At 64.6% G+C, this 23,255-nt stretch carries 22 protein-coding genes and 1 tRNA gene; 14 read left to right on the top strand and 9 right to left on the bottom strand.

Annotated features, from left to right (window positions below):
* Positions 1-1,619, top strand: a 1,619-nt coding sequence (locus tag DB708_RS22530; protein WP_235616898.1) for a condensation domain-containing protein, incomplete at its 5' end; no start/stop codon positions are given.
* Entirely contained in the window at positions 1,616-2,503 is an 888-nt protein-coding gene (locus tag DB708_RS22525; RefSeq protein ID WP_108925703.1) for a hypothetical protein, read from the top strand. The genes DB708_RS22530 and DB708_RS22525, both read left to right, overlap by 4 nt.
* A gap of 134 nt (positions 2,504-2,637) precedes the next feature.
* Here DB708_RS22525 and DB708_RS22520 read toward each other — a convergent pair whose 3' ends face one another.
* Both DB708_RS22520 and DB708_RS22515 read right to left on the bottom strand, forming a co-directional pair.
* A complete protein-coding gene (locus DB708_RS22520) occupies positions 2,638-3,030 on the bottom strand; it encodes a Fur family transcriptional regulator (protein ID WP_108925702.1) in 393 nt (130 codons plus the stop codon).
* Positions 3,027-3,431 carry an ArsR/SmtB family transcription factor gene (locus DB708_RS22515; protein ID WP_409347623.1) on the bottom strand — a complete coding sequence of 135 codons (405 nt, stop codon included), beginning with the start codon at positions 3,429-3,431 and terminating at the stop codon, positions 3,027-3,029. The genes DB708_RS22520 and DB708_RS22515 overlap by 4 nt, the downstream gene beginning before the upstream one ends.
* 184 nt (positions 3,432-3,615) lie before the next feature.
* Between DB708_RS22515 and DB708_RS22510 the strand changes: the two genes are divergently transcribed.
* The 5 genes from DB708_RS22510 to DB708_RS22490 all read left to right on the top strand — a co-directional run bounded on the left by DB708_RS22510 (position 3,616) and on the right by DB708_RS22490 (position 7,928).
* The gene (locus DB708_RS22510) at positions 3,616-5,007 is read left to right on the top strand and encodes a glycine--tRNA ligase (protein WP_108925700.1); all 1,392 of its coding nucleotides are present in this window, start codon (positions 3,616-3,618) and stop codon (positions 5,005-5,007) included.
* Between the two features lie 155 nt (positions 5,008-5,162).
* Positions 5,163-6,341: a PPE family protein gene (locus DB708_RS22505; protein WP_108925699.1), complete on the top strand. Its 1,179-nt coding sequence runs from the start codon at positions 5,163-5,165 to the stop codon at positions 6,339-6,341.
* Between the two features lie 640 nt (positions 6,342-6,981).
* Positions 6,982-7,227 carry a hypothetical protein gene (locus DB708_RS22500; RefSeq protein WP_108925698.1) on the top strand — a complete coding sequence of 82 codons (246 nt, stop codon included), beginning with the start codon at positions 6,982-6,984 and terminating at the stop codon, positions 7,225-7,227.
* Between the two features lie 71 nt (positions 7,228-7,298).
* A complete protein-coding gene (locus tag DB708_RS22495; protein ID WP_108925697.1) occupies positions 7,299-7,595 on the top strand; it encodes a WXG100 family type VII secretion target in 297 nt (98 codons plus the stop codon).
* Positions 7,596-7,643: 48 nt separating this feature from the next.
* Positions 7,644-7,928, top strand: a complete 285-nt coding sequence (locus DB708_RS22490; protein WP_108925696.1) for a WXG100 family type VII secretion target — start codon at positions 7,644-7,646, stop codon at positions 7,926-7,928.
* Between the two features lie 96 nt (positions 7,929-8,024).
* On the opposite strand, the gene DB708_RS22485 is transcribed toward DB708_RS22490, so the two are convergent.
* Positions 8,025-10,001 carry a TPM domain-containing protein gene (locus tag DB708_RS22485; protein ID WP_108925695.1) on the bottom strand — a complete coding sequence of 659 codons (1,977 nt, stop codon included), beginning with the start codon at positions 9,999-10,001 and terminating at the stop codon, positions 8,025-8,027.
* Positions 10,002-10,066: 65 nt separating this feature from the next.
* Between DB708_RS22485 and DB708_RS22480 the strand changes: the two genes are divergently transcribed.
* Genes DB708_RS22480 through dnaG form a run of 3 tightly spaced genes read left to right on the top strand, consistent with a single transcriptional unit; the run spans position 10,067 to position 13,955 of the window.
* On the top strand, positions 10,067-11,329 hold the full coding sequence (locus DB708_RS22480; protein ID WP_108925694.1) for a deoxyguanosinetriphosphate triphosphohydrolase: 1,263 nt from the start codon (positions 10,067-10,069) through the stop codon (positions 11,327-11,329).
* 41 nt (positions 11,330-11,370) lie between these two features.
* Positions 11,371-11,976 carry a superoxide dismutase[Cu-Zn] gene (gene sodC / locus DB708_RS22475; protein ID WP_108925693.1) on the top strand — a complete coding sequence of 202 codons (606 nt, stop codon included), beginning with the start codon at positions 11,371-11,373 and terminating at the stop codon, positions 11,974-11,976.
* Positions 11,977-12,020: 44 nt separating this feature from the next.
* The gene (gene dnaG, locus DB708_RS22470) at positions 12,021-13,955 is read left to right on the top strand and encodes a DNA primase (RefSeq protein WP_108925692.1); all 1,935 of its coding nucleotides are present in this window, start codon (positions 12,021-12,023) and stop codon (positions 13,953-13,955) included.
* Here dnaG and DB708_RS22465 read toward each other — a convergent pair.
* Positions 13,930-14,208: a hypothetical protein gene (locus DB708_RS22465; RefSeq protein ID WP_108925691.1), complete on the bottom strand. Its 279-nt coding sequence runs from the start codon at positions 14,206-14,208 to the stop codon at positions 13,930-13,932. The genes dnaG and DB708_RS22465 overlap by 26 nt on opposite strands.
* Before the next feature lie 173 nt (positions 14,209-14,381).
* Between DB708_RS22465 and DB708_RS22460 the strand changes: the two genes are divergently transcribed.
* Together DB708_RS22460 and DB708_RS22455 are read left to right on the top strand one after the other, a co-directional pair.
* Positions 14,382-14,454: transfer RNA gene (locus DB708_RS22460), tRNA-Asn, on the top strand.
* A gap of 158 nt (positions 14,455-14,612) precedes the next feature.
* Complete coding sequence (locus tag DB708_RS22455; protein WP_165839898.1) at positions 14,613-14,894, top strand: DUF3349 domain-containing protein; 282 nt, start codon at positions 14,613-14,615, stop codon at positions 14,892-14,894.
* A gap of 43 nt (positions 14,895-14,937) precedes the next feature.
* On the opposite strand, the gene arr is transcribed toward DB708_RS22455, so the two are convergent.
* The 5 genes from arr to DB708_RS22430 form a co-directional block, all read right to left on the bottom strand.
* Complete coding sequence (gene arr / locus DB708_RS22450) at positions 14,938-15,366, bottom strand: NAD(+)--rifampin ADP-ribosyltransferase (RefSeq protein ID WP_108925689.1); 429 nt, start codon at positions 15,364-15,366, stop codon at positions 14,938-14,940.
* 10 nt (positions 15,367-15,376) lie between these two features.
* On the bottom strand, positions 15,377-17,023 hold the full coding sequence (locus DB708_RS22445; protein ID WP_108925688.1) for an NAD-dependent malic enzyme: 1,647 nt from the start codon (positions 17,021-17,023) through the stop codon (positions 15,377-15,379).
* 92 nt (positions 17,024-17,115) lie between these two features.
* The gene (gene cysE / locus DB708_RS22440) at positions 17,116-17,802 is read right to left on the bottom strand and encodes a serine O-acetyltransferase (protein ID WP_108925687.1); all 687 of its coding nucleotides are present in this window, start codon (positions 17,800-17,802) and stop codon (positions 17,116-17,118) included.
* A 2-nt stretch (positions 17,803-17,804) separates the two neighbouring features.
* Positions 17,805-18,737, bottom strand: coding sequence for a cysteine synthase A (cysK, locus tag DB708_RS22435; protein WP_108925686.1), 933 nt, complete (start codon positions 18,735-18,737; stop codon positions 17,805-17,807).
* Positions 18,724-19,986 (bottom strand): thioester domain-containing protein, encoded by a 1,263-nt coding sequence (locus DB708_RS22430; protein WP_108925685.1) that lies wholly within the window; start codon positions 19,984-19,986, stop codon positions 18,724-18,726. Before DB708_RS22430 ends, cysK begins: the two co-directional genes overlap by 14 nt.
* Before the next feature lie 371 nt (positions 19,987-20,357).
* On the opposite strand from DB708_RS22430, the gene DB708_RS22425 reads away from it, so the two are divergent.
* Together DB708_RS22425 and DB708_RS22420 are read left to right on the top strand one after the other, a co-directional pair.
* Positions 20,358-21,281, top strand: a complete 924-nt coding sequence (locus tag DB708_RS22425; RefSeq protein ID WP_108925684.1) for a family 2A encapsulin nanocompartment shell protein — start codon at positions 20,358-20,360, stop codon at positions 21,279-21,281.
* Positions 21,268-23,184, top strand: a complete 1,917-nt coding sequence (locus DB708_RS22420) for a family 2A encapsulin nanocompartment cargo protein cysteine desulfurase (RefSeq protein WP_108925683.1) — start codon at positions 21,268-21,270, stop codon at positions 23,182-23,184. Before DB708_RS22425 ends, DB708_RS22420 begins: the two co-directional genes overlap by 14 nt.
* Positions 23,185-23,255: the final 71 nt, after the last annotated feature.

Here is a 23,255-nt window from a genome sequence, read left to right as displayed (position 1 = left end):
CACCAACACCACCCCAACCTCCCACCCAAACCCAAACCCCGCCCGAGAACTCAGTGGAGCAGCTGCTGGTTGCCGTGTGGCGCAAGGCTTTTGAGCGTGATGTGGTCGGCGTACACGACAATTTCTACGCATTGGGCGGACACTCGCTGAAGGCATTGGAGATTGTCGGCCTGCTACAAAGGGATGGATACACTATCTCCGCCAACGATTTGTTCCGACATCCGACCATACGGGAGTCGGCGCATGCCGTCCGGCCAGTGGTGACCAGCCCCGGCGTGTCTACCCGGCCGAACCCCGATGAAGGCTTCGCTTTATCGCCCGTGCAGCATCGGTTCTTTCAACGAGATCTCTTTGATCGCAACATCTTCAATAGCCCGTACCTCATCGCGCTGAACGAACGCGTCGATCCCGACATCATCGAGGAGGCCGTGCGCAAAGTTGTGCAAACGCATCGCATCCTCACCGCGCGGTTCCAGGAGCAGGCTCCTGGCGAATGGCGACAGTGTTACCAAGAGCCCCGGACAGAGCGATCCATTGCCCGCGTCGACCTCGGCAGCATCCCGCTATCGGAACACGAATCCACCATCTCGGCGCGTTGCGCCGCACTGCAGCACGAATTTGACTTGGGCACAGGTCATCTCTACCGGGTAGTTCTGTTCGAGGATTACCAACATCGGCGCCAGCAAGTGCTCTTCTTCCTGTTTCATCACTTGGTGTTCGACCGCACGTCATGGGAGGTCTTTCTCGACGAGTTTCGACGACACTGCGTGGGCGAACGGGTAACTCCCAATCGCAGCATTTCCTATGACGACTGGTGTCTGCGTCTGGAGCGCTACGCAAACGACGGGTCATTCACCGACGCCGTCACTCACTGGCAGACGGTGGTGGCGCGCGGCGAGCCGTTCTTGCCGGACAAAAGGCCACGCTCGTATGCGCTACAGAAGGAAATGGTCCATCACACCACGCGCCCACTTTGCAGCGCTGACCATGTGTCGAGCCTGGACCGTGCCGTACAGACCTACCAGGCGAACGCCTTTCATTTGGTACTGGCCGCGTTTAGTCACGCCTGCCACGATCTGCAGCCGCGCACGTCGTTGCCGCTCTACTTGATAAGCGCCCAGCGTGAATCGTTTCTCGCGGATGCGGACATCACGCGATCGGTGGGGTTCTTCGCGGGCGCCTATCCGCTTCGCATCGACATATCGGCCGACGGAAGCATCCCGAAGACTGTCGAGAATGTAAAGGAAGCCGTCTTTAGTACCCCCAGCGGCGGGCTCGACTATTTGATGTTGAGATACATGCCCTCGCTTCAGCGACGGTACGACGGATTGGATCACCCGTACCCGATGCTATTTCACTACGCGAATGATCGCGACGCCACTCCGCACGGTTTCTCCACGCCGTTAAAGCTACCGATTGGCTTGACGCACTCACTGAATAACCCTTCGGCGTACCTCATGAATGTAACCGCAGTCCTAGATTCAACGGGCCTGGATCTGACCATTTATTACAGCCGAGTCCACTTCCGCGCCGCTACCATCCGGCAGCTTGCCCGGTCCTTCGAACAACACCTCAAACATGTCATTCTGGCAGATGGTGATCCGGGAGTCGCACCGTGAAGATATTCGAATTTTGCCCATACTTCAAAGAACGGAAGATAGCAGAGCTCAAGATCAAAGAGGCTAGCTACTGGATAGACGAACTAAATTTCTGCGAAGCGGGTAAGACGTTCAGTTACAATGACAAGCCCTTGAATTTTGACACTGCACTCGTGAGTTCCCGGGTCAAATACCATCGGCTCAACGCCGAAGAATGCTTCGATCCTGTTCAGCCGGATGTTTCGTACTATAACCCAGATACATGCGGTACCCAGTTTTTCGACGAGTGGTATTGGCACTTACTCTCGCATAACTATGGATATTTCAACGAGGCCGTGCAGCGCAATCATTGCACGCTGCTCAATGATATCGTCAACGACGACGATATTGTGATTCTTTCTGATGTTGACGAATTCCTTGATAGTCGCTTGGCTGACCGTATCATCGATACCGTAAAACGGCACCAAGTAATCACAGTGCGGCTCCATTTCTCGGTGTTCTACTTGGATCTATTCTGCGACAAGAGCCATGGTCCAGACGACTTCAGCTACCGCACATATGTGATGACCGGTAGGTATTTTCGGAAGATGCCCTTCACCTCCGACTATCTGCGTAAGAAGGGAGTATCCGGGGGCCTCGCTCGCACTGTGCACTGCCCCGAGGGCTTCATGGGTTTCCACCATTCGTGGCTGCAGCATCAAAGCCATGCCTTCGAAAAGCAGAAGGCAGTCCAATCGAATATCCAAGACAAAGGGCTCATTCGAAGCGACTTCGCCGAGCAATGCATCCGCGACATGCGGCTGCCGCACCTCGACGCGAACCTCTACATCGCCAACGACAAGCCGTTCTTGCGTTCCGTCCTGGAATCGGACACGCAGGGCTTCTGGTTAGGGCACGCCCCATAGCAGCCGGCGGTAAAACGCAGCCGCCAGGGCAAAAAGGACGAATACCGCTTCCCGACCGAAGGGGTGCCCAGATGTGGCTCCGACCGGCTGAGCCCGCTGCACCGCCGAGTGTGCGGGCAGCCGCACACTCGCGATCAGCGCCCGCAGTCCGAGCAGGTGCCGAAGATCTCGATGGTGTGGCTCACCTCGGAATAGCCGTGCTTGGTGGCCACTTGCTCAGCCCACTCCTCGACTTCGTGGTCGCCGACCTCGATGGTGGACCCGCAGCGGCGACACACCAGGTGGTGGTGATGGTGCTCCGAGCAGCGCCGGTAGACCGACTCGCCGGTGTCGGTGCGCAGCGTGTCGACCATTCCCGCCGTCGCCATCGATTGCAGCGTTCGGTAGACCGTGGTCAGCCCGATGTTCTCGCCGCGGCGGCGCAGCTCGTCGTGCAGCTCCTGGGCGGAGCGGAATTCGTCGAGGGTCTCCAACAGCGTGGAAATCGCCGCCCGTTGCCGGGTGGAGCGGACGCTGGGTCCTGTCATGGTGTTTCCTCGCTGGCGTGGGCAACGGCGTCGACGACGATGTGCGCCAGGTGGTGGTCGGCCAGCCGATACAGCACCTCGCGGCCGGATCGCTCCCCGGCGACCACCCCTGCGGCTTTGAGAATCTTCAGATGCTGGCTGACCAGCGGTTGGGGCACGCCCAGCGCGTCGACCAGCTCGTGCACGCAGCGCTGGGATTCGCGCAGTTGCAGCACGATGGCGATGCGCACGGGTGCGGCGAGCGCGCGCAGCAGCTCACCGGCGGCATCGAGAATTTCGCGCGACGGCGGCACCGGATAGTCGACGAATGGGGAGTGCTCGCCGGGTGGCGCGCCGGCGTGCCGGTGGGCGCCCAGATTCGACGCGGGGCCATGGTCGGCGGTCGGCGTTGAGGAGGGCATCACCATGCGAGAGTCATCACCTTGGGAAGTGCGGGTACTCGGCTGCGCACACGGCAGGGAACGACATCCACTTTCACATGCATGATGACGCATGTCAAAGACCCCGGCTCGGTCTATACCATTGCTGATGTTTCGCGGGGCGACGATTCACCGCCCCGCGCCTCGCAATAATCGGAGAAAGGGAGTGGACCACCCCGTGGCGTCCGTCATCGACACCGTCGTTAACCTGGCCAAACGGCGGGGATTCGTCTTTCCCGCGGGTGAGATCTACGGCGGCACCAAGTCGGCGTGGGACTACGGGCCGCTGGGCGTGGAACTCAAAGAAAACATCAAGCGGCAGTGGTGGCGCGCGGTGGTCACCGGCCGCGACGACGTCGTGGGACTCGATTCGTCGATCATCCTGCCGCGGCAGGTCTGGGTGGCTTCGGGCCATGTGGAGGTGTTCCACGACCCGCTGGTGGAGTCGCTGATCACCCACAAGCGCTACCGCGCCGACCACCTAATTGAGGCCTACGAAGCCAAGCACGGGCATCCGCCGCCGAACGGACTCGCCGATATCCGCGACCCGGAGACCGGGGAGCCTGGTCAGTGGACCGAGCCGCGCGAATTCAACATGATGCTCAAGACCTACCTCGGGCCGATCGAGACCGAGGAGGGGCTGCACTACCTGCGGCCCGAGACCGCGCAGGGCATCTTCGTCAACTTCGCTAACGTGGTCACGACCGCGCGGCGCAAGCCGCCATTCGGCATAGGCCAGATCGGCAAGAGTTTTCGCAACGAGATCACCCCGGGCAACTTCATCTTCCGGACCCGCGAGTTCGAGCAGATGGAGATGGAGTTCTTCGTCGAGCCGTCCACCGCCAAGGAATGGCACCAGTACTGGATCGACACCCGGCAGCAGTGGTACATCGACCTCGGCATCAACCCGGAGAACCTGCGCCTGTACGAACACGCGGCAGACAAGCTGTCGCACTATTCCGACCGCACCGTCGACATCGAATACAAGTTTGGTTTCCAAGGCAATCCGTGGGGTGAGCTGGAAGGTGTCGCAAACCGCACTGACTTCGACTTGTCAACGCACGCAAAGCATTCCGGTGTCGACCTGTCCTTCTTCGATCAGGTCAGCGACACCCGGTACACGCCTTACGTGATCGAGCCCGCGGCCGGCCTGACCCGGTCGTTCATGGCGTTTTTGATCGATGCGTACGCCGAAGACGAGGCCCCGAACGCCAAGGGCGGTCTGGACAAGCGCACGGTGCTTCGCCTCGACCCGCGGCTGGCGCCGGTCAAGGCGGCCGTGCTGCCGTTGTCCCGGCACGCCGACCTGAGCCCCAAGGCCAAAGACCTGGCCGCCGAACTGCGGAAGTCCTGGAACATCGATTTCGACGACGCCGGCGCGATCGGACGCCGTTATCGGCGCCAGGACGAGGTCGGGACGCCGTTCTGTGTGACGGTCGATTTCGACTCGCTGGAAGACAACGCCGCAACCGTGCGTGACCGTGACGCGATGACGCAGGAACGGGTGTCGATGGATGCCGTCGCCGACTACCTGGCGGTTCGCCTCAAGGGCGCCTAGGAGCCCGCAATCCAGCCATTTCGACAAATGGGCCAATTTTGGAGTAGTGCTGCCCACGCTCCGGCCTTAGTCTTATACGCAGTGTCCAGTCGCAGTGATGACTGTCGGGGTGCAGTTGTTAGGCCGTAGAAGCGGCGGGGCGTATCGAGGTGCGGATGGTTCTGGATTTTGCGTTTTTGCCGCCGGAGATCAATTCGGCTCTGATGTACGCCGGTGCCGGCTCTGGGCCGCTACTGGCGGCTGCCGCGGCGTGGGACGGGTTGGCCGCGGACATGTGGGCGTCGGCGTCGTCATTCGACTCCGTGGTCTCGGGCCTGGCGTCGAATGGGGAGTGGACGGGTCCGTCGGCTGAGTCGATGACACAGGCGGCGGCGCCGTATCTGCAGTGGTTGCACGGCGCGGCGGCGCACGCCTCCATGTCAGCCGTGCAGGCGCGGGTGGCGGCGACGTCGTACGAGTCGGCATTCGCGGCGACGGTGCCGCCCGCGGCGATAGCGGCCAATCGCATTCAGCTGATGATTTTGATCGCGACGAACATTCTGGGCCAGAACACCGCAGCAATTGCGGCCACCGAATTCGAATACATCCAGATGTGGATTCAGGATGTGGCGGCCATGTTCGGGTATCACGCCGGGGCGCAATCGGTGGTGTCGGCGTTGCCGTCGATCAGTTCGGCACCGTCGAGTTTGGCGGGATTGCTGACGACGCCGCTGAGCAGCTTGGCGTCGCAGTTTGCCGGGGCGTTGTCGTCGGTGGGCGGTCAAATTTTCGGCCCGGGCTTCTCGTCGGCGGTGACCGCGATTCAGTCCGCGCTGACCCAGGTCGGGTCGATAGTTTCGTCGGCACCGGTGTCGTCGTTGATGTCGGTCGCCCAGATCGGCGTGTACCCGGCGAGCGCGTTGATGTCGCCGATGATGGCGCTCTCGCAAGGCGCGGCACCCATCGCTTCGCTGGCCGGTGCCTCGAATGTGGCCGCCGCCAGCGCGTCGCAATACATCAGTTCGACCGCCCCGTCGATGAACGTGGTCGGCAACGGCGGGGGTTGGGGCTCTTCAATTACCGCTGGTCTGGGTAGGGCGCGGCTGGTGGGGGCGATATCGGTGCCCCCGGTGTGGCAGGGGTCTACGCCGGCACCGATTGTCAGCTCGGCAATGGCGGGGGCGGGAGGCGCCGGTGTCTCGGCCCCGCCGACCGGATCCACCAGTGGCATGCCGGTGGCGGCACGGACGGCGGTCGTTGACAACAAGCCGACCGGCATGGTGGGCCGCGCGGGGGCCAGCCCACCCCATGTGGTGCAGTCCCGGCCCAAGGTGGTGCCCCGCAAGGGCGCCTGAGAGGGCAGGGCGCAATTGCCGAAGCGCCCAAACCACTGAAATCGGGGGACGCGCACATTTTTCGACATGCCGCCAACGCGTATTCATCGGTTATACGCTTAATCAAACTATTAGGTACGGTTTGCGGCGGCGAATGAATCGACGCGCGCAATACTCACCCGAACACCCGTACCGTGGGTAGCGACGTCGTTGGCCGCCGGTCCCGTTGTGTGGTCCGGCAACCTCGAACCGATTGCCATCGCGCTGGGGTAGTGCGGTGAACACCCTCCTGAACGCAATCGCTGATTTCCCGCAGAATTGCTGTCGAGCAACATTTTTCGCTCTTGGCGGGGCGGTCGGTCCTGCCAGGCGCACCGCCCCACGCGGTGGCGTTCGTCCATGCCAGGATCGACCGGCTCGCCGACGATCGCGTTCGCGCGTTCCCGCGCGGACGAATTTTGTGTTTAACGCCGACAAAAACCAGAAATTTCCGACAAATGTCCTTAGGTTTGCTTTAGTATGAAAAATACTCGGCGGCCATTAGTGCGCCGTTGGGGTCTGTGTGAACAGAGTTTCGGGTGTGGAAGGGGGCGTCATGCTTTTGCCTCTTGGTTCGCCTCTGCCGGACGATTCGGTGTCGGCAGTTCGGGGTGAGTCAGGCATGCTCGGTCGCTTAACGGTTCCGCTCAGCTGGGGCGTGGCCGTACCGCCGGACGACTATGACCATTGGGCACCGGAGCGTGAAGAGCTCTCCGATACCGATGACATGGCGATCGACGGGCCGGATTCAGAGGCGGCTGCCGACGGCATGAGTGAAAAGAAGGAATGGGGGAAGTGGGAAGACGACGTCGAACCTCGCTTCCTGCCGCGAGTCAGCGTGGTACCGCATTCTCCAGCAGCTGGTTAAGAGCGAAGGACGGTCGGGCAACCGGTCCGGCACGTCTGTGGGTTAGTCCGCATAGCTAAGGAACAGCCAATATGGCAACACGTTTTATGACCGACCCGCACGCGATGCGTGCGATGGCCGGCCGCTTTGAGATGCACGCGCAGACGGTGTCGGATGAGGCTCGCAGGATGTGGTCGTCGTCGATGAACATCGCCGGCGCGGGCTGGAGCGGTCAGGCTCAGGCCACTTCTTACGACACCATGGGTCAGATGAACCAGGCGTTCACCAACATCATCAACATGCTGCACGGCGTGCGTGACGGGCTGATCCGTGACGCCAATAACTACGAGACGCAAGAGCAGGCCTCGCAGCAGGCCCTCGGCCACTAGCCGCGAAACTCGCTGCTACCCAAACACTTTCAAGGGAGGACGTAGATAATGTCGATCAATTATCAGTTCGCAGATGTGGACGCCCACGGCGCCGTGATCCGCGCGCAGGCTGCTTCGCTGGAAGCCGAGCACCAGGCCATCGTTCGCGATGTGCTGGCCGCCGGTGACTTTTGGGGTGGCGCCGGTTCGGTGTCTTGCCAGGAGTTCATCACCCAGTTGGGTCGTAACTTCCAGGTGATCTACGAGCAGGCCAACCAGCACGGCCAGAAGGTGCAGTCCGCGGGCAACAACATGGCCAGCACCGACAGCGCCGTCGGGTCCAGCTGGGCCTAACGCGATTTCGAGCAGTAGGGGTGCACCGATTCGGTGCGCCCCTACTGCTGTTTTAAATCGTCTGCCGGCTCGGAAGAGCGCGCCACTACGTATTGGTTAGAAGCGTCCACCGCCGCCGATGAAGCCGCCATCGGAGCCGCCCGGCGACGAGCTCGAAGAGCCGCCGAACGACGCGGGGCTCCAACCGCCGAATCCGCCGCGCATGCCCCCGCTGAGGAGGTCTCCGATGATAATGCCGCCGAGCATCGCGCCGGTGTCGTTGCCGCCGCGGGTGTAGGCGCGCTGTGCCGACATCACGTCGGCGTTGGCGAGCGATTGAGCGTTGGCAGCCAGTGTCGATGCCGCATTGGCGTGGGCAATCGCCTCGGCCGGGTTGGTCGGCTTTTGGTCGTTTGCAGCCTCCAAATGCCGTTGGGCTTCAGCGAGCCGGGTTCGAGCGTCGGGTCCGATGCTGCCGCGACGGGTGTCGATGAACTCCGAGACACCGCGCACCCGCGCCTCCGCCGTGAACAACGCCTGCTCGAGTGATCGATTGAGCCGGTCGGCGGCCGCCTGCTCCTTGGCCAGGGTGGCCAACTGCCGGTTGAGGTCGGAGTCCGCCTTGGCCAGCGCGGCGAAGGTGCCCAGGGGATCGACGGATCCACCGCCGGCGGCGGCGACGGCTCTGCTGGCGGCGTCACGGGCCGCCACCAGCTCGCTGGTATGCGCGGATTTGACGCCGTGGCTTTGCAGTTGCTCGGTAGCGTGCGCAATGCCCGCCTTGATGTCGGTCATCACCGACGGCAACCGCTCGACGGCACGCCGAATGTCGTTGTCCGCGTTGTCCACCGCGTCGAGCAGCGCGCGGGCCTGCCCGAGCGCCGACTCGGCGGCGCGCACCGCGTCGACCAAACCGCTCTGCTGTCCACTCACGGCCTGGCCGGCCAGCGTCCGGGCCGAGCCGATGTTGCGGTCGGCGAATGCCAATCGCTCCTTGGCGGCGGCGATATTGCCCGACACCGAAGTCAGTGCCGCAGGGCCGAATTCGTTGTTCAACTCGGCCAGCCGCTGTTCGGCCGGCGTGATGCGGGCGGTGAGTTCGACAACCTGCTGGGTCAGCGCGTCCAGCCGCGATGCGGCGTTGACCACCAAATCCCGCAACTGCTCGAACGCCTCGGTCTGGGCTTCCAGCTCGCGGTCGGCGCCGGCCGCCGACACGATCACCTGGGTGAGTAGCTGGCGCTGCTGCGCGGGTGTCTCGGGAGTGTTGTCGTCAAGTTGCTGGCGCACGGTAAAAGCCTGGGACAGAGCTGCTTTGGCGTTGTCGACGGCCTGAGTGAAGGGCTCGGTGCGCTCGGCGCCGAACTCGTCGATCGCGAGGGCGAGCTCGTTGGAGCTGGTCCGCACTGCGTTGTCGACCTCCACCACCATCGCGCGCGACAGGTCGTCGAGTGCTCCCAGCGGCACGGCGGCGAGTGCGGTCGGGTCGGTGGGGTCGACACGCCGGGCGGCAGCCAATTCGGCGGCGCTGCGTCGCCGGCGGCGATAGCGCATGACGAGTAGCAGGGCGACTACCGCGAGAACGATCACACCGAGTGTGCCCAGCAGCCAGAATCGGTTCGACGAATTCGGTGTCGAATTGAGTCCGTCCGCCGCGGAAACCGCTGCACCACTCCAGTCGCCGTCGCGCAGATCGGGTTCGATCCCGTTATGGCGCAGGTCGTCCACCTGAGTCTGGGTCACGCCTTTGACCCCGGATGGCACCAGGAACGCATAAGCGCGTCCGGTGGTGGCCACCGCGAGCAGCGCGTCGTAGGCGCCCAAATCGCTTTCGTGGACGGTGCGCTGTGCCCAGTTCATCGCGTTCTGGCCGGAGAAGTCCTCGACGTAGACCACCCACAACCGGATGTGGCGGTCGGCGTAGAGCTTGTCGATCGCCGCGTCGACCTCGGCGCGACCGGAGATCGACAGCGCGCCCGCGTTGTCGGTGACGTACCCCGCCAGCCGGAACGGGGGCTGCGCTTCGACCGGCGGTGCCACCAGCAGCCCGGTGATGAGCATTGTCAGGATCACGCCGAGTAAGCGGGTGCGCATAGGTCAATTTAGCGCCGAGGCGCAGCACGGCCACTGCCCGGCATTCCCTGGCAGACTGTGCGTCGGTGATCACGAACCTGCAAGACCTATACGACGACTTCGACCGTCAACGGCGGGTGGGCGAAGCGCCGAAGACTGCGGGTCTGCCGGGCACCGACGGTCAGCACCGCACCGACTTCGCCCGGGATCGGGCGCGCGTGTTGCACAGTGCCGCGTTGCGTCGCTTGGCGGACAAGACGCAAGTCGTCGGGCCTCGTGAAGGTGACACCCCGCGCACCCGGCTGACGCACTCGCTGGAGGTCGCGCAGATCGGGCGTGGCATGGCGATCGGACTGGGCTGCGATCTCGATCTCGTCGAGCTGGCCGGGCTGGCTCACGACATCGGGCACCCGCCCTACGGGCACAACGGCGAGCGCGCACTCAACGAGGTCGCCGACCAGTACGGCGGTTTCGAGGGCAATGCCCAGAATTTCCGGATCCTGACCAGTCTCGAGCCCAAAGTGCTTGACGCGCAAGGCAATAGCGCCGGGCTGAATCTGACCCGCGCCTCGCTGGACGCGGTCACGAAATATCCGTGGACGCGTCGTGAGGGACGCAAGTTCGGGTTCTACGAGGCGGACCGCGACACCGCGGACTGGATGCGTGCGGGCGCGCCGACGGACCGAATGTGCCTGGAAGCACAGGTGATGGACTGGGCCGATGATGTCGCCTACTCGGTGCACGACGTCGAGGACGGCGTCGTCTCGCAGCGCATCGATTTGCGGGTGCTTGCCGACGACGACGAGGCGGCGGCGCTGGCGAAGCTGGGGGAGAGCGAATTTTCCCGGGTGAGCGCCGACGATTTCATGGCTGCCGCGCGCCGGCTGTCGGGGCTGCCGGTGGTGGCGGCGGTCGGCAAGTACGACGCCACGCTGGCCGCGTCGGTCGCGCTCAAGCAGTTGACGAGCGAACTCGTAGGCAGGTTCGCCTCGGCCGCGATCGCCACCACGCGCGCGGCGGCCGGTGCCGGGCCGCTGGTGCGTTTCCAGGCTGAGCTGCAGGTGCCCGACTTGGTGCGCGCCGAGGTCGCCCTGCTGAAAATACTGGCGTTGCAGTTCATCATGTCGGACCCACGGCATCTGGAAACCCAAGCCCGCCAGCGCGACCGCATTCATCAAGTGGCGCAGTGGCTGTACGCCGGAGCCCCCCGCACGCTCGATCCGATGTTCGCCGCGGCGTTCGCCACGGCCGCCGACGACGGTGCCCGGTTACGGGTCGTCATCGACCAAATCGCCTCCTACACCGAGGGGCGGCTGGAACGAATCGATGCCGGCCCGACGAGCCCGTAACGGCATTCTTAGGCTGGACTACACAAGTTAGGCTGCGGGGCATGAGCACAAACACCACCGTTGCCGCCCTGTTGTCGATTCCGGTCGTGGCCATCGCCGGCTGCAGTTCGCCCCAGCATGCGAGCACGCAGCCGGGCACCACGCCGCCGGTCCACAACGAGCCGCTGCAATCGTCGGCGACACCCAACGCGTCGCCCAGTGGCCAAGCCCTCAGCGCTGCACTCAAAGCACCCGACGGTCGGCAGGTGGCCACGGCCACGTTCGACTTCACCGACGGCTACATCACCGTCACGGTGAAGACGGACACCCCCGGCATCCTGGCACCCGGTATCCACGGAATGCATGTGCACCAAGTCGGCAAGTGCGAGCCGAACTCGGTTGCGCCGACGGGCGGTCCGGCAGGAAACTTCCTGTCGGCAGGCGGTCACTACCAGGCACCAGGACACACCGGAAAGCCCGAAAGCGGCGACCTGGCGTCGCTGGAGGTGCGTCAGGACGGTTCCGCTTACCTGGTCACCACCACCGATGCGTTGACCAGGGATGATCTGCTGGGCGGGACAAAGACGGCGCTGATGGTGCACGGCCCTCAGGACACCGACATAGCGATGGACCGCGTTGCCTGCGGCGTGATCGGCCCGGCCAGCTGACCTGGTCGGCTACGCCGCCGGATGCGGCGTCCTAGACTGAGCCGATGGCTGGCCGGATCTCCGATCGTGATATCGCCGCCATCCGTGAACGTGCCCGCATCGAGGAAGTCGTCGGCGACTACGTCCAGCTGCGACGCGCGGGCGCCGACTCGCTGAAGGGCTTGTGTCCCTTCCATAACGAGAAGTCGCCGTCGTTTCACGTCCGCCCCAACCACGGCCACTTCCACTGCTTTGGCTGCGGCGAAGGCGGCGACGTGTATGCGTTCATCCAGAAGATCGAACACGTCAGCTTTGTCGAAGCCGTCGAACTGCTCGCCGACCGGCTCGGCCACACGATCACTTACACCGGCGCCGCGGCCACCAACGTGCAGCGCGATCGCGGCAGCCGCAGCAGGCTCATCGCGGCCAACGCCGCCGCCGCCGAGTTCTATGCGGCCGCGCTGGAGTCCGACGAGGCGGCACCGGCCCGTCAGTACCTGAAGGAGCGGAACTTCGATGCCGAGGCCGCTCGACGCTTCGGTTGCGGATTTGCGCCGTCGGGCTGGGAGATGCTGACAAAACATCTGCAGCGCAAGGGCTTTGAGTTCAAAGAGCTCGAGGCCGCCGGCCTGTCCCGAGAGGGGCGCCGCGGGCCGATGGACCGCTTTCACCGCAGGCTGCTGTGGCCGATCCGCAGCTCGGCCGGCGAAGTGATCGGGTTCGGGGCCCGACGGCTGTTCGACGACGACCCGATGGAAGCCAAGTACGTCAATACACCCGAGACGCTGCTCTACAAGAAGTCGTCGGTGATGTTCGGCATCGACTTGGCCAAACGCGACATCGCCCGGGGACACCAGGCCGTCGTCGTCGAGGGCTACACCGACGTGATGGCGATGCATCTGGCCGGGGTCACCACCGCGGTCGCGTCGTGCGGCACCGCATTCGGCGACGAGCATCTGGCGATGCTGCGCAGGCTGATGATGGACGACAGTTTCTTCCGCGGCGAACTGATCTATGTTTTCGACGGCGACGCGGCCGGCCGCGCGGCCGCGCTCAAGGCCTTCGGCGGTGAGCAGAACCTGGCCGGACAGTCCTTCGTCGCGGTCGCCCCGGACGGCATGGATCCCTGCGACCTCCGGCTCAAGTCTGGCGACGGCGCACTGCGCGACCTGGTGGCACGACGAACCCCGTTGTTCGAGTTCGCGATTCGCACCGCGATCGCCGAGTTCGACCTGGACAACGCCGAAGGCAGGGTCGCCACACTGCGCCGCTGCGTACCGATGGTGGGTCAGATCAAAGACCCCACGCTGCGCGACGAGTACGCCCGCCAACTCGCCGGCTGGGTCGGTTGGGACGACGTCGCGCAGGTCATCGACCGGGTGCGGACCGAGGCGAGGACGTCCAAGGCCTCGGCGACCCGGGGTGGTTCCGCGCCCGCTCCGCGGCGTCGCGGTGCCGAGCCGCAGCCGGCGGAAAGCCTCCCCGCCGAGCCCGCCGCCGCCCGTCCCGACCCGCGCGACCCGACACTGTGGCCGCAACGCTTGGCGCTCAAGGCGGCGTTGCAGTACCCGGCGTTCGCCGGCCCGGTGTTCGACACCCTGACAGTCGAGAGCTTCACCCACCCCGGGTATGTGGCCGTGCGCGCGGCCATCGAAGCGGCGGGCGGCACGTCTTCGGGTCTCATCGGGGCGGAGTGGATCGACGCGGTGCGCCAGCGCACCACATCGACCCTGACCGCGGGCCTGGTCAACGAGCTCGGCGTGGAGCCGATTCCGAATGAAGATGACGAGAAGCTGCCCCGCTACATCGCCGGGGTGCTGGCTCGTTTGCAGGAAGTCTGGATGGGCCGGCAGATCGCCGAGGTCAAGTCGAAGCTGCAGCGCATGTCACCCATCGAGCAGGGCGACGAATATCACGCGCTGTTCGGCGACCTGGTCGCCATGGAGGCATACCGGCGCAGCCTGCTGGAGCAGGCTAGCGGCGACGATCTGACGGCGTAAGGGCTTCGTCGGCGGGTCGCTCGACTTCACGCTGCACCACGGCCGTCTCGTTGTCGATCTCGGCCACGGTAACGAACCCCGCGTCGGGTGAGATCCGATTCGCGATCTTTCGCCGGCCGCCTTCGATCACCGACTGCGCCACCGGACTGCTGGTCAGCGCGCGATAGGTACCGACGAGCTGCTCGTATCGGCGACGTCCGGCTTTGGAGCCCAGCACGTAGCCCAGTCCGAGCACGACGACATATCGGATCAAAGCGTCCCTCCCCGACGATGCGGATGGGTCCATCCTGCCTCACGCGGCTGGGTGCGCGCGCGCCCGATTGGTCTAACTGGGCACGAACGGCTGGCCTTGAACTTGGGCGCGGGTGTGCCAGTACGCTAGAGTCGTCCAGCGATCCGCGCCAGAGTTCGTGTGGACCGAGTTAATCCCCTGTAGCTCAATTGGCAGAGCATTCGGCTGTTAACCGAAGGGTTGGTGGTTCGAGTCCACCCGGGGGAGCAGGTAACGGCGATGGCTCGGAATTCAACAAGCGTGGAACGTGCGTTGCGCGCACGTCACCGACTGTTCAGTGGCGGCGCGTACGGTTTGGCCGTCGGACTCGTGTGTCCGCACATGACGGCCGGAGGGGGTGTGGTCCGGTGCCAATGAGCGGTTTGGTGACCACATTCGACGCCTTCATTCGCGCCGGCTACCCGCAGGGTGTGCCGAAGGCCGACTGTGTCCCGCTGTTGGCGTTGTTGCGCCGCCGGATGTCCGACAACGCGGTGGCGGCGGTGGCCGCTCACGTGGCGGCGCGCGGCGACCTGAACATCGATGCCGCCGATATCGGCGCGGCCATCACCCGGGCTGCCGATGAGCTTCCCTGCGCCGCCGATCTCGAGCGCGTCCAGCGTCGGCTCGCGGCGATCATCGAACTGACCCGGCAGCGCGCGTCCTGATCTAGCGGACTCACCTGCACTCGAAAGGCATTTGCGCTCAACGCTAGTCGTAGATAACGGCAAGTCCTCGCCGCTCCAGGTCGGCCAGGCTGTCTCGCATGGCTTGCAGTTGTTCGGATGAATGCCCCACCCAGTCCGTGATCTCACCAATGATTTTCACGGGTTCGGTCGTGCGGTAGGAGCGAGTCGGGTTTCCGGGAAACTTTTTGTCGGTCACGTTCGGGTCGTCCTCCAGCGTGCCCTGCGGTTCCACAATGTAGATGCGGCGCTTGCCTTCTCCTTTAGCCAGCTCGGCTCCCCATACCGCGGCATCCAATGTCCGCGTCACGTAAACGTGGTTCGCCAGACGTCCGCCGCCGAAATTGGACCGACGACCCACCACCAGCAGGTCGCCCACCGCAAGGTCGGCCTTGGTGCCGTGCAAAAGCGCGCCCGACTCGTGCACTTCAAAAGGTTTCGGCGTGCTCGTCACAGCATCGACGCTAGTCGTATTCGGGTCGCCACATCGTGTCGAGGACGACCTGTGCGACGTCGTTGTGGGTCCGGGTAGCCACTCCGTCGTCGACGGCGGCGTGATAGACGGCCTCGGCGACCGCGGTCGAGACGGCGCATAAGTTCTGCACGTCCGGCAACAGCGAATCCCCGGGATTGGTGGGGCTAGCCTGTCCCGCAATGGCTTTCGCGGCCGCGTGCAACATAGCCCGGGTCAGCCGCTGGGCGCCGGCCACGATAATGCCCAGCCCCAGCCCCGGGAACACCAGCACGTTGTTGGCCTGGCCGATGCTGTAGCTGACACCGTTGTATTCCGCAGCGGCAACCGGGGTTCCGGTCGCAACCAGCGCCCGGCCATGCGACCACTCCAGCACATCGGCCGGCATGGCTTCCATGCGTGAGGTCGGGTTGGACAACGGGAAGATCATCGGTCGTTCGCAGGACGCCGTCATCGCCTCCACGACCTCGCGGTTGAACGCGCCGAACACCGTTGAGCAGCCCAGCAAGAGCGTGGGGGAGGCCAGCTTGATCGCCTCGACGAGCCCGATCCGTTCGTCGGCGGCCACCCCCAGCTGCTGGCGGTTCTTGGCGTAGGGCACCTGGAAGTCCTGTAGGTCGTCCATGTCGTCGAACAGCAAGCCCTGCTTGTCGATCGCCCAGATCGCGGCCGTGGCCTGCTCGATCGTGGCACCGTCGTCGACCATCGCGTCGCGGATTTGGTCGGCGACGCCGATTCCGGCAGTTCCGGCGCCGAACACAATCGTTTTCTGGTCGCGCAACGGCACACCTGTGACGTGCGATCCGCCGTGTGCGGCGGCCACCACCACGGCGCCGGTGCCCTGCACGTCGTCGTTGAATACGCAGTAATGGCCGCCGTAGGTCCGCAGAATATTTCGCGCGTTGATCGGGCCGAAGTCCTCGAAATGCAGTATGGCCCGCGGGAATAGCGTGCTGGCGGTCTCGATGTAGCGCTTGACGAAGGCGTCGTATTCGTCGCCCTGGCGGCGTGCGTGGCGATTGCCCAGATAGAACGGATCTTGCAGCAACTGTTCGTTATTCGTGCCGACATCGAGTGATACCGCGATGCAGCGCCGGGGATCGATACCGCCTCCGGCCGTGTAGAGCGCCAGTTTTCCTACCGCGATCTGAATGCCGCCCACACCCCAGTCGCCGATGCCCAGGATGGCTTCGGCGTCGGTGCACACGATCAGGTCGACATCATCGGGACCCAGCCCGAACGTTTGGAAGGCCTCGCGGATCTCACCGGGTTCGTCGATGCTCAGGAACAGCCCGCGCTGGCCGCGGTACTCGTCGGAGAAGCGCTGAATGGCCTCGCCGACCGTGGGTGTGTAGACCACCGGCATCAGCTCGGGCAGGTGGGCTTCGAGCACCTTGTAGTAGAGCAGCTCGTTTCGGTAGTGCAACTGCTCGAGCAGCAGGTTTCGACCGAGATCGGTTGCCATGCTTTGCAATTGGTGCCAAACCCGGTCGGCTTGCTCTTCCAGAGTCAGCACCGCGGACGGCAGCCGGCCAGTCAACCCGAGCCGCCGTCGCTCTTCATGGGTGAAGCCGACACCACGGTTGATACTCGGTGATGACATCGCTATCGGAATCCGTGGCACGTGGCCGTCGCCCATCCCCAACCTCCGTCGTCGAGTCGCTACGTCAAGTCACGGTAGCGCTGATCGGGGTGAACGCATCTTCAAGAGCGGCTGACAGCAGGCGTTGTTCAGATGGAGAAGTCCTCGCCGTGCCAGACGCCGGCTTCGGGCGGCCGGATCACGCGGCCGGTTTGCGTGTCGTCACCACTCAACTTTTCGAGCCGGGCCACGCGGGTGAGCAAGGACTGCAGGCTGACACCCACCAGGTCGGGCATCAGCGCGTCGTCCTCGTTGCCGCGGGCGAGCCGAGTGATGACCTGTCCGGGCACCCCGATCACAACGGAGCTGGTCGGCACCTCTTTGACGACGACGGCGTTGGCGCCGATGCGGCTGTCGTCGCCGATTTTTATCACTCCGAGGATCTTGGCCCCGGCGCCGATGATCACCCGGTCACCGATCGTGGGGTGACGCTTGCCGATGTCGGCGCCGGTGCCGCCGAGCGTGACGCCGTGGTAGATCGTGACGTCGTCACCAACCTCCGCGGTTTCCCCGATCACTATCCCGGTGGCGTGGTCGATGAACAGTCGCGAGCCGAGGACCGCGCCGGGGTGGATCTCGACGCCGGTGAGGATGCGGGTGAATTCCGCCAAAACGCGTGCGGCTACCCGGGCGCCGCGGTTCCACAGGCGGTGGCTGATCCGGTGTCCCCAGATGGCGTGCACACCGGGGTAGGCGAGGATGACCTGCAGCGTGCCGGGCCGGGCCGGATCTCGGTCCTTGGCCGCCCGGATGTCTTGCCGCATGGTCGCGAACATGGCTAGTCCGCCAAATCGGCGAAAAGCGGCGTGCTCAGATACCGCTCGCCGAAGTCGGGGAGGACGACGACGATCAGTTTGCCGGCGTTCTCGGGCCGGCGGGCCACTTGCAGGGCGGCCACCACGGCCGCGCCCGAGGAGATCCCGACGAGCAGCCCCTCTTCCCGGGCCAGCCGCCGGGCCAGGTCGATCGACTCGTCGTTACCGACGGTGACGACCTCGTCGACCACATCCTCGTCGTACACCAGCGGGATGAATCCGGCGCCGAGGCCCTGGATGGGATGGGGCCCCTTTTTGCCGCCGGACAACACCGGTGACGCGGCCGGCTCGACCGCGATGAACTGCACGGACGGCTTGCGCTCCTTGATGACCTGGGCCACCCCGGTGATGGTGCCCCCGGTGCCCACCCCGGCCACGAAGATGTCGATCTTCCCGTCGGTGTCCCGCCACACCTCCTCGGCGGTGGTCTTGCGGTGGATCGCGGCGTTGGCCGGGTTCTCGAACTGTTGGGGCACGAAATAGCGCTGGTCGCTCTTCGCCAGCTCCTCGGCCTTGGCGATGGCGCCCGGCATGCCCTCCGGGCCCGGGGTGAGAATGATTTCGGCGCCGTAGGCGCGCAACACCTTGCGGCGCTCGATACTCATCGTCTCCGGCATGGTCAGCACCAGCTTGTAGCCACGGGCCGCGGCCACCATCGCCAGCGCGATGCCCGTGTTTCCACTCGTCGGCTCGAGGATGATGGTGTCGGGGTTGATCAGCCCCGCCTCCTCGGCGGCGTCGATCAGTGCCAAGCCCAGGCGGTCCTTCACGCTGTTTGCCGGGTTGAACGATTCCAGCTTGGCGACAACGTCTGCGCCCGCGGCGTCGGTGACCCGGTTCAACCGGACCAGTGGGGTGTTGCCGACTAGTTGCGTGATGTTCTCAGCGATGGTCACAGACGCCATTCCAGCGAATGTCGAAGTGGATTGCAACGTCGGAGGGCACGGCGAGGGCGACCGGAGTGAATTGTTCGGGTGCCTGCGGCGCCACTCCGGTCAGCACTCTGCCGGCGAGTCGGTCCGGAGTTGTTGCGGTCAGGGTTGTCGCCGAGGTGCCCGGCGCCGGGCGCAGGTAGAAGTCCGTATCCGGGTGGACCACCCCATCAATGGCGAAGCCGTCGGCGTCAATCAGCGAGTGGCCGTCGGAGACATTGAGCGCCAAGGAGATTCGCGCCCGAAATGGGCCCACCAGCTCCGGCCCGGCGGTGGCCTCGGTATCGACGAGGAGCGGCTCGTCGGCTTCCTGCGGTTGCTTCAGCGCACCGGAGAGCAGGTAGTTGTAGAGGTGTACAACGCCATCGGCGTTGCGGTAGTGGCGAGTACCGGTGAGCCAGAAGGCCACGTGGCCGATCCTGGGTGTGGTGCCGGCCGCTGTCTCGGCGATGAGCCGGTAGTAGCGGTAGCCGCGTCCGCGGTGGCCATGGCTGCTGCTCGACAACGTGCTGCCTATTCCCAGTGCGCGTTGGTGACGACCCTTGGTCGGGCCCGTGGTCAGCTGCGAACCGGAAACATGTTGCCAGTCAACGCCATTGGCGGACTTCTGCAGGCGTAGCGTGACGGTGCCATCGGTCCACACCGAGTAGCCGCCGAGCTGGGGTTCGCCGTCGAATTCGAAGGTGATTACCGGTCCGGGTGCCCGGTGCACCGCGACGGGAATGTTGAGCGGCTGGGTGTCCAGAGCCAAGCCGTTGGTCAGGTACCAGATCGCAGCCTGAGTAGCAGCGATGGCTTCGTGTTCATCGAGATTGGCGTGCCCCAGCGGGTAACCGGCCTCGCGTAGCCGTTGACTCAGCTCCGCGGTCGTGCGCATCGGATACGAGTGGCGCAGAATCCAATCCACCTCGGCTTCATAGTCGCGACTGCGCAGATGCGGCAGCGCGGACCAGCTCCCCATGCGGTAGCGCGACGGCAGGTGCGGTGCGATGCCGCCGAAGTCCAGTGAATAGGCGCGCAGATTGGGATGCAGGCGGATCAGGTCGGTCCGCGCGGTGCTGCCGTCGCTGAACACGATCCTGTCGACCGTGTGGGAGTAGGTGCCGCCGCGGTAGCGCGTCATGTGCGGTAGTTCGGTGGCCGGCCGGACCACAATGCGCTGGCGAGTCGCCACAGGCGCCAGGGCGCGGCTGGGTATGGATAACACGGTCATAGCTGGTTGTTCTTCCTGAAGCTTTCGACTGGGGCGCGCCTGAAGTACGCGCGGGCCTGTCTGCCCGCTAGCGGGAAAAAAGCGCGACGATTAGAACGTCAGAATTGGGTCGTCAGGTAATCAACAACAGCAACAACAGTCCACGGCAAGGCAGCGCGAAGGAATAAGGCGCAACTGTGCAGCGTGGTGCATGCGACCACTATAGGGCAAGATCTGTTTTGGGTTTGCTTGACCAGTCACAACCACCCCGCTGTACATAAAATCTCGATGAGTTTTACACTTGCCTCGGTTCAGCGCGACGCCCTCAGTTGGTCGCCGCCTTTTTGGCTCGACACCCGCGCTGGCTACTCGATGACGATGGAAGGATCAGGATGACCTCGGCTCAAAACGAGTCTCAAGCACTCGGGGATCTCGGTGCCAGGCAGCTCGCGAACGCGACCAAGACCGTTCCGCAGCTCTCGACGATCACCCCTCGCTGGCTGCTGCACCTGCTCAGCTTTGTGCCGGTCGAGGCCGGTATCTACCGGGTGAACCGGGTGGTCAACCCCGAACAGGTCGCCGTCACCGCGCAAGAGGGCGCCGCTCTGGACACGCCGCTGTCCGAGACCTTCGTCGACTACGAGACCAGTCCCCGGGAATACACGCTGCGCAACATCTCCACGCTGCTCGACGTCAGCACCCGTGTCTCCGACCTTTATTCCAGCCCGCACGACCAGGTCACCCAGCAGCTGCGGCTGACCATCGAGACGATCAAAGAGCGCCAGGAATCCGAACTGATCAACAGTCCGGAGTATGGGTTGCTGGCCCAGGTGACCCCGGAGCAGACCATCCAGACGCTCGGTGGTGCTCCGACGCCGGACGACCTGGACGCGCTGATCACCCGGGTGTGGAAGACGCCGAGCTTCTTCTTGACCCACCCGCAGGGCATCGCCGCGTTCGGCCGCGAAGCCACCTACCGCGGCGTGCCGCCCGTCGTCGTCAGCCTGTTCGGTGCGCAGTTCATCACCTGGCGCGGCATTCCGCTGATCCCGTCGGACAAGGTGCCAGTCGAGGATGGCAAGACCAAGATCATCCTGGTGCGCACCGGTGAGGAGCGCCAAGGAGTTGTAGGCCTGTTCCAGCCGGGCCTGGTCGGGGAGCAGGCGCCGGGCCTGTCGGTGCGGTTCACCGGCATCAACCAGTCGGCGATCGCGCGCTACCTGGTGACTCTGTACACGTCCTTGGCTGTCCTCACGGACGACGCGCTGGCCGTCCTCGACGGTGTCGCAGTGGACCAGTTCCATGAGTACAAGTGAGTTCCGGTCGGTAGACGCCGAAAGCGACCTGCCTTTGGGCGCTGCGGAACTCGCAGCACTGGCCAGCCAGCTATATGCGGCCAGCATCCGGCCAGGCCCGGACAGCCCACCGCAGGCGGCGCCAGTCGCCCCGCGCGGGAGCGTGCCGGACACGACTGCGGCCACCTCGGCAGGGCAGACCGCAGCGGGTAGCGCCGATCTGTACTCGGCACCAGTTCCGCTACTCGGTATCACCGACATCTATGTCCCCGCTCCAACGTCTCCGCAACCCGAACCGCCACCGCAGGCGGTGCCGGTCGCTTCGCGCGGCAACGTGCCGGACACGACGGCAGCGCCCTCGGGCGCACACGCGGCCGGCAGCGTCGCCGACCCTCATTTGCCGCCAGCCGATTTCAGTGCGTTCGAGGTTCCCAGCGCGGGCATCGTTCCGACGGTGCCGGGTGTGCTGGCCGGGGCACCGCCGAGCGCTCCGGTGGCACCGCGGGGTTCGGCGCCGTATGCGGGGATCGGGTGGCTGCCCGATGCGCCCTCCGTTGGCGACCTGGGCTGGTCGGATGCGGTGCCCGCCGCGCCGGCGGCGCTGAATGCGCCCGCCGACAACGAGTACAGCTACCACTTCCTGACCTCACCCGTCGCCGAAGCCAACCGGGTGCCGCGGTTGCCGGACAACCACGAAGTGTTCGACGTCAATGCGATCCGGAAAGACTTTCCGATCCTCAAGGAGCAGATCAACGGAAAACCGCTGATCTGGTTCGACAACGCCGCGACCACGCAGAAACCGCAGGTGGTCATCGACCGGTTGTCGTACTTCTACGCGCACGAGAACTCCAACATCCACCGGGCGGCGCACGAATTGGCGGCCCGCTCGACAGATGCCTACGAAGAGGCCCGCGAAACCGTGCGGCGGTTTATCGGTGCGCCCAAGGCCGAGCAGAACATATTCGTGCGCGGCACCACCGAAGCCATCAATCTGGTGGCCTATGCGTGGGGTGGCAAGCACTTACTCCCGGGCGACGAGATCGTCATAACGCATTTGGAGCACCACGCCAATATCGTTCCGTGGCAACTACTTTCGCGGCAGACCGGCGCCGTCCTGAAGGTCGTGCCGGTGGATGAAGCGGGCAATCTGCTGTTGTCGGAGTTCGAGGATCTACTGGGTCCGAAGACGAAGCTGGTGGCGGCAACTCAGGTGTCGAACGCGCTGGGCACGGTGACGCCGGTGGAGAAGATCGTCGAGCTGGGCCATCGCTACGGGGCGCGCGTGCTGATCGACGGGGCGCAGTCGATTCCGCACCTGCCGATCGACGTCGCCGAACTCGGTGTCGACTTCTTTGTGTTCTCCGGTCATAAGATCTACGGCCCCACCGGAATCGGGGTGCTGTACGGGTCTGAGGAGGCGCTGGCCGAGACGCCGCCGTGGCAGGGCGGCGGCAACATGATCGCCGACGTCACCCTGGAACGCTCGCTGTACCAAGGACTTCCGAACAAGTTCGAAGCCGGCACCGGCAACATCGCGGATGCGGTCGGGCTGGGCGAGGCGCTGCGCTACGTCGAGCGAGTGGGTATCGAGCGCATCGCGGCCTACGAGCACGCGTTGCTGGACTATGCGACCCCGCGCCTGGCCGACATCCCCGGTGTTCGCCTGGTCGGCACGGCCGACGAGAAGGCCAGCGTGCTGTCCTTTGTGCTGGCCGGCCACGAGCCGCTCGAGGTCGGCAAGGCCCTCAACGCCGAAGGGATTGCGGTGCGCGCGGGACATCACTGCGCGCAGCCGATCCTTCGCCGGTACGGCCTGGAGGCCACAGTTCGCCCGTCGTTCGCCTTCTACAACACATTCGAGGAGATCGATGTGTTCCTCAAGGCGGTGCGCCGGATCGCCGAGGGCGGTGCCAACGTCGGCTGATCAGCCGACGAAATGCTTTTACTGACGACGAGTTAACGCTCACCCTGAACGAAACCCTTGTTTAGGGCTCG

Source organism: Mycobacterium montefiorense, assembly GCF_003112775.1.
GTDB classification, from domain to species: Bacteria; Actinomycetota; Actinomycetes; order Mycobacteriales; family Mycobacteriaceae; genus Mycobacterium; species Mycobacterium montefiorense.
This window is presented reverse-complemented; position numbering and strand designations above follow the sequence as displayed.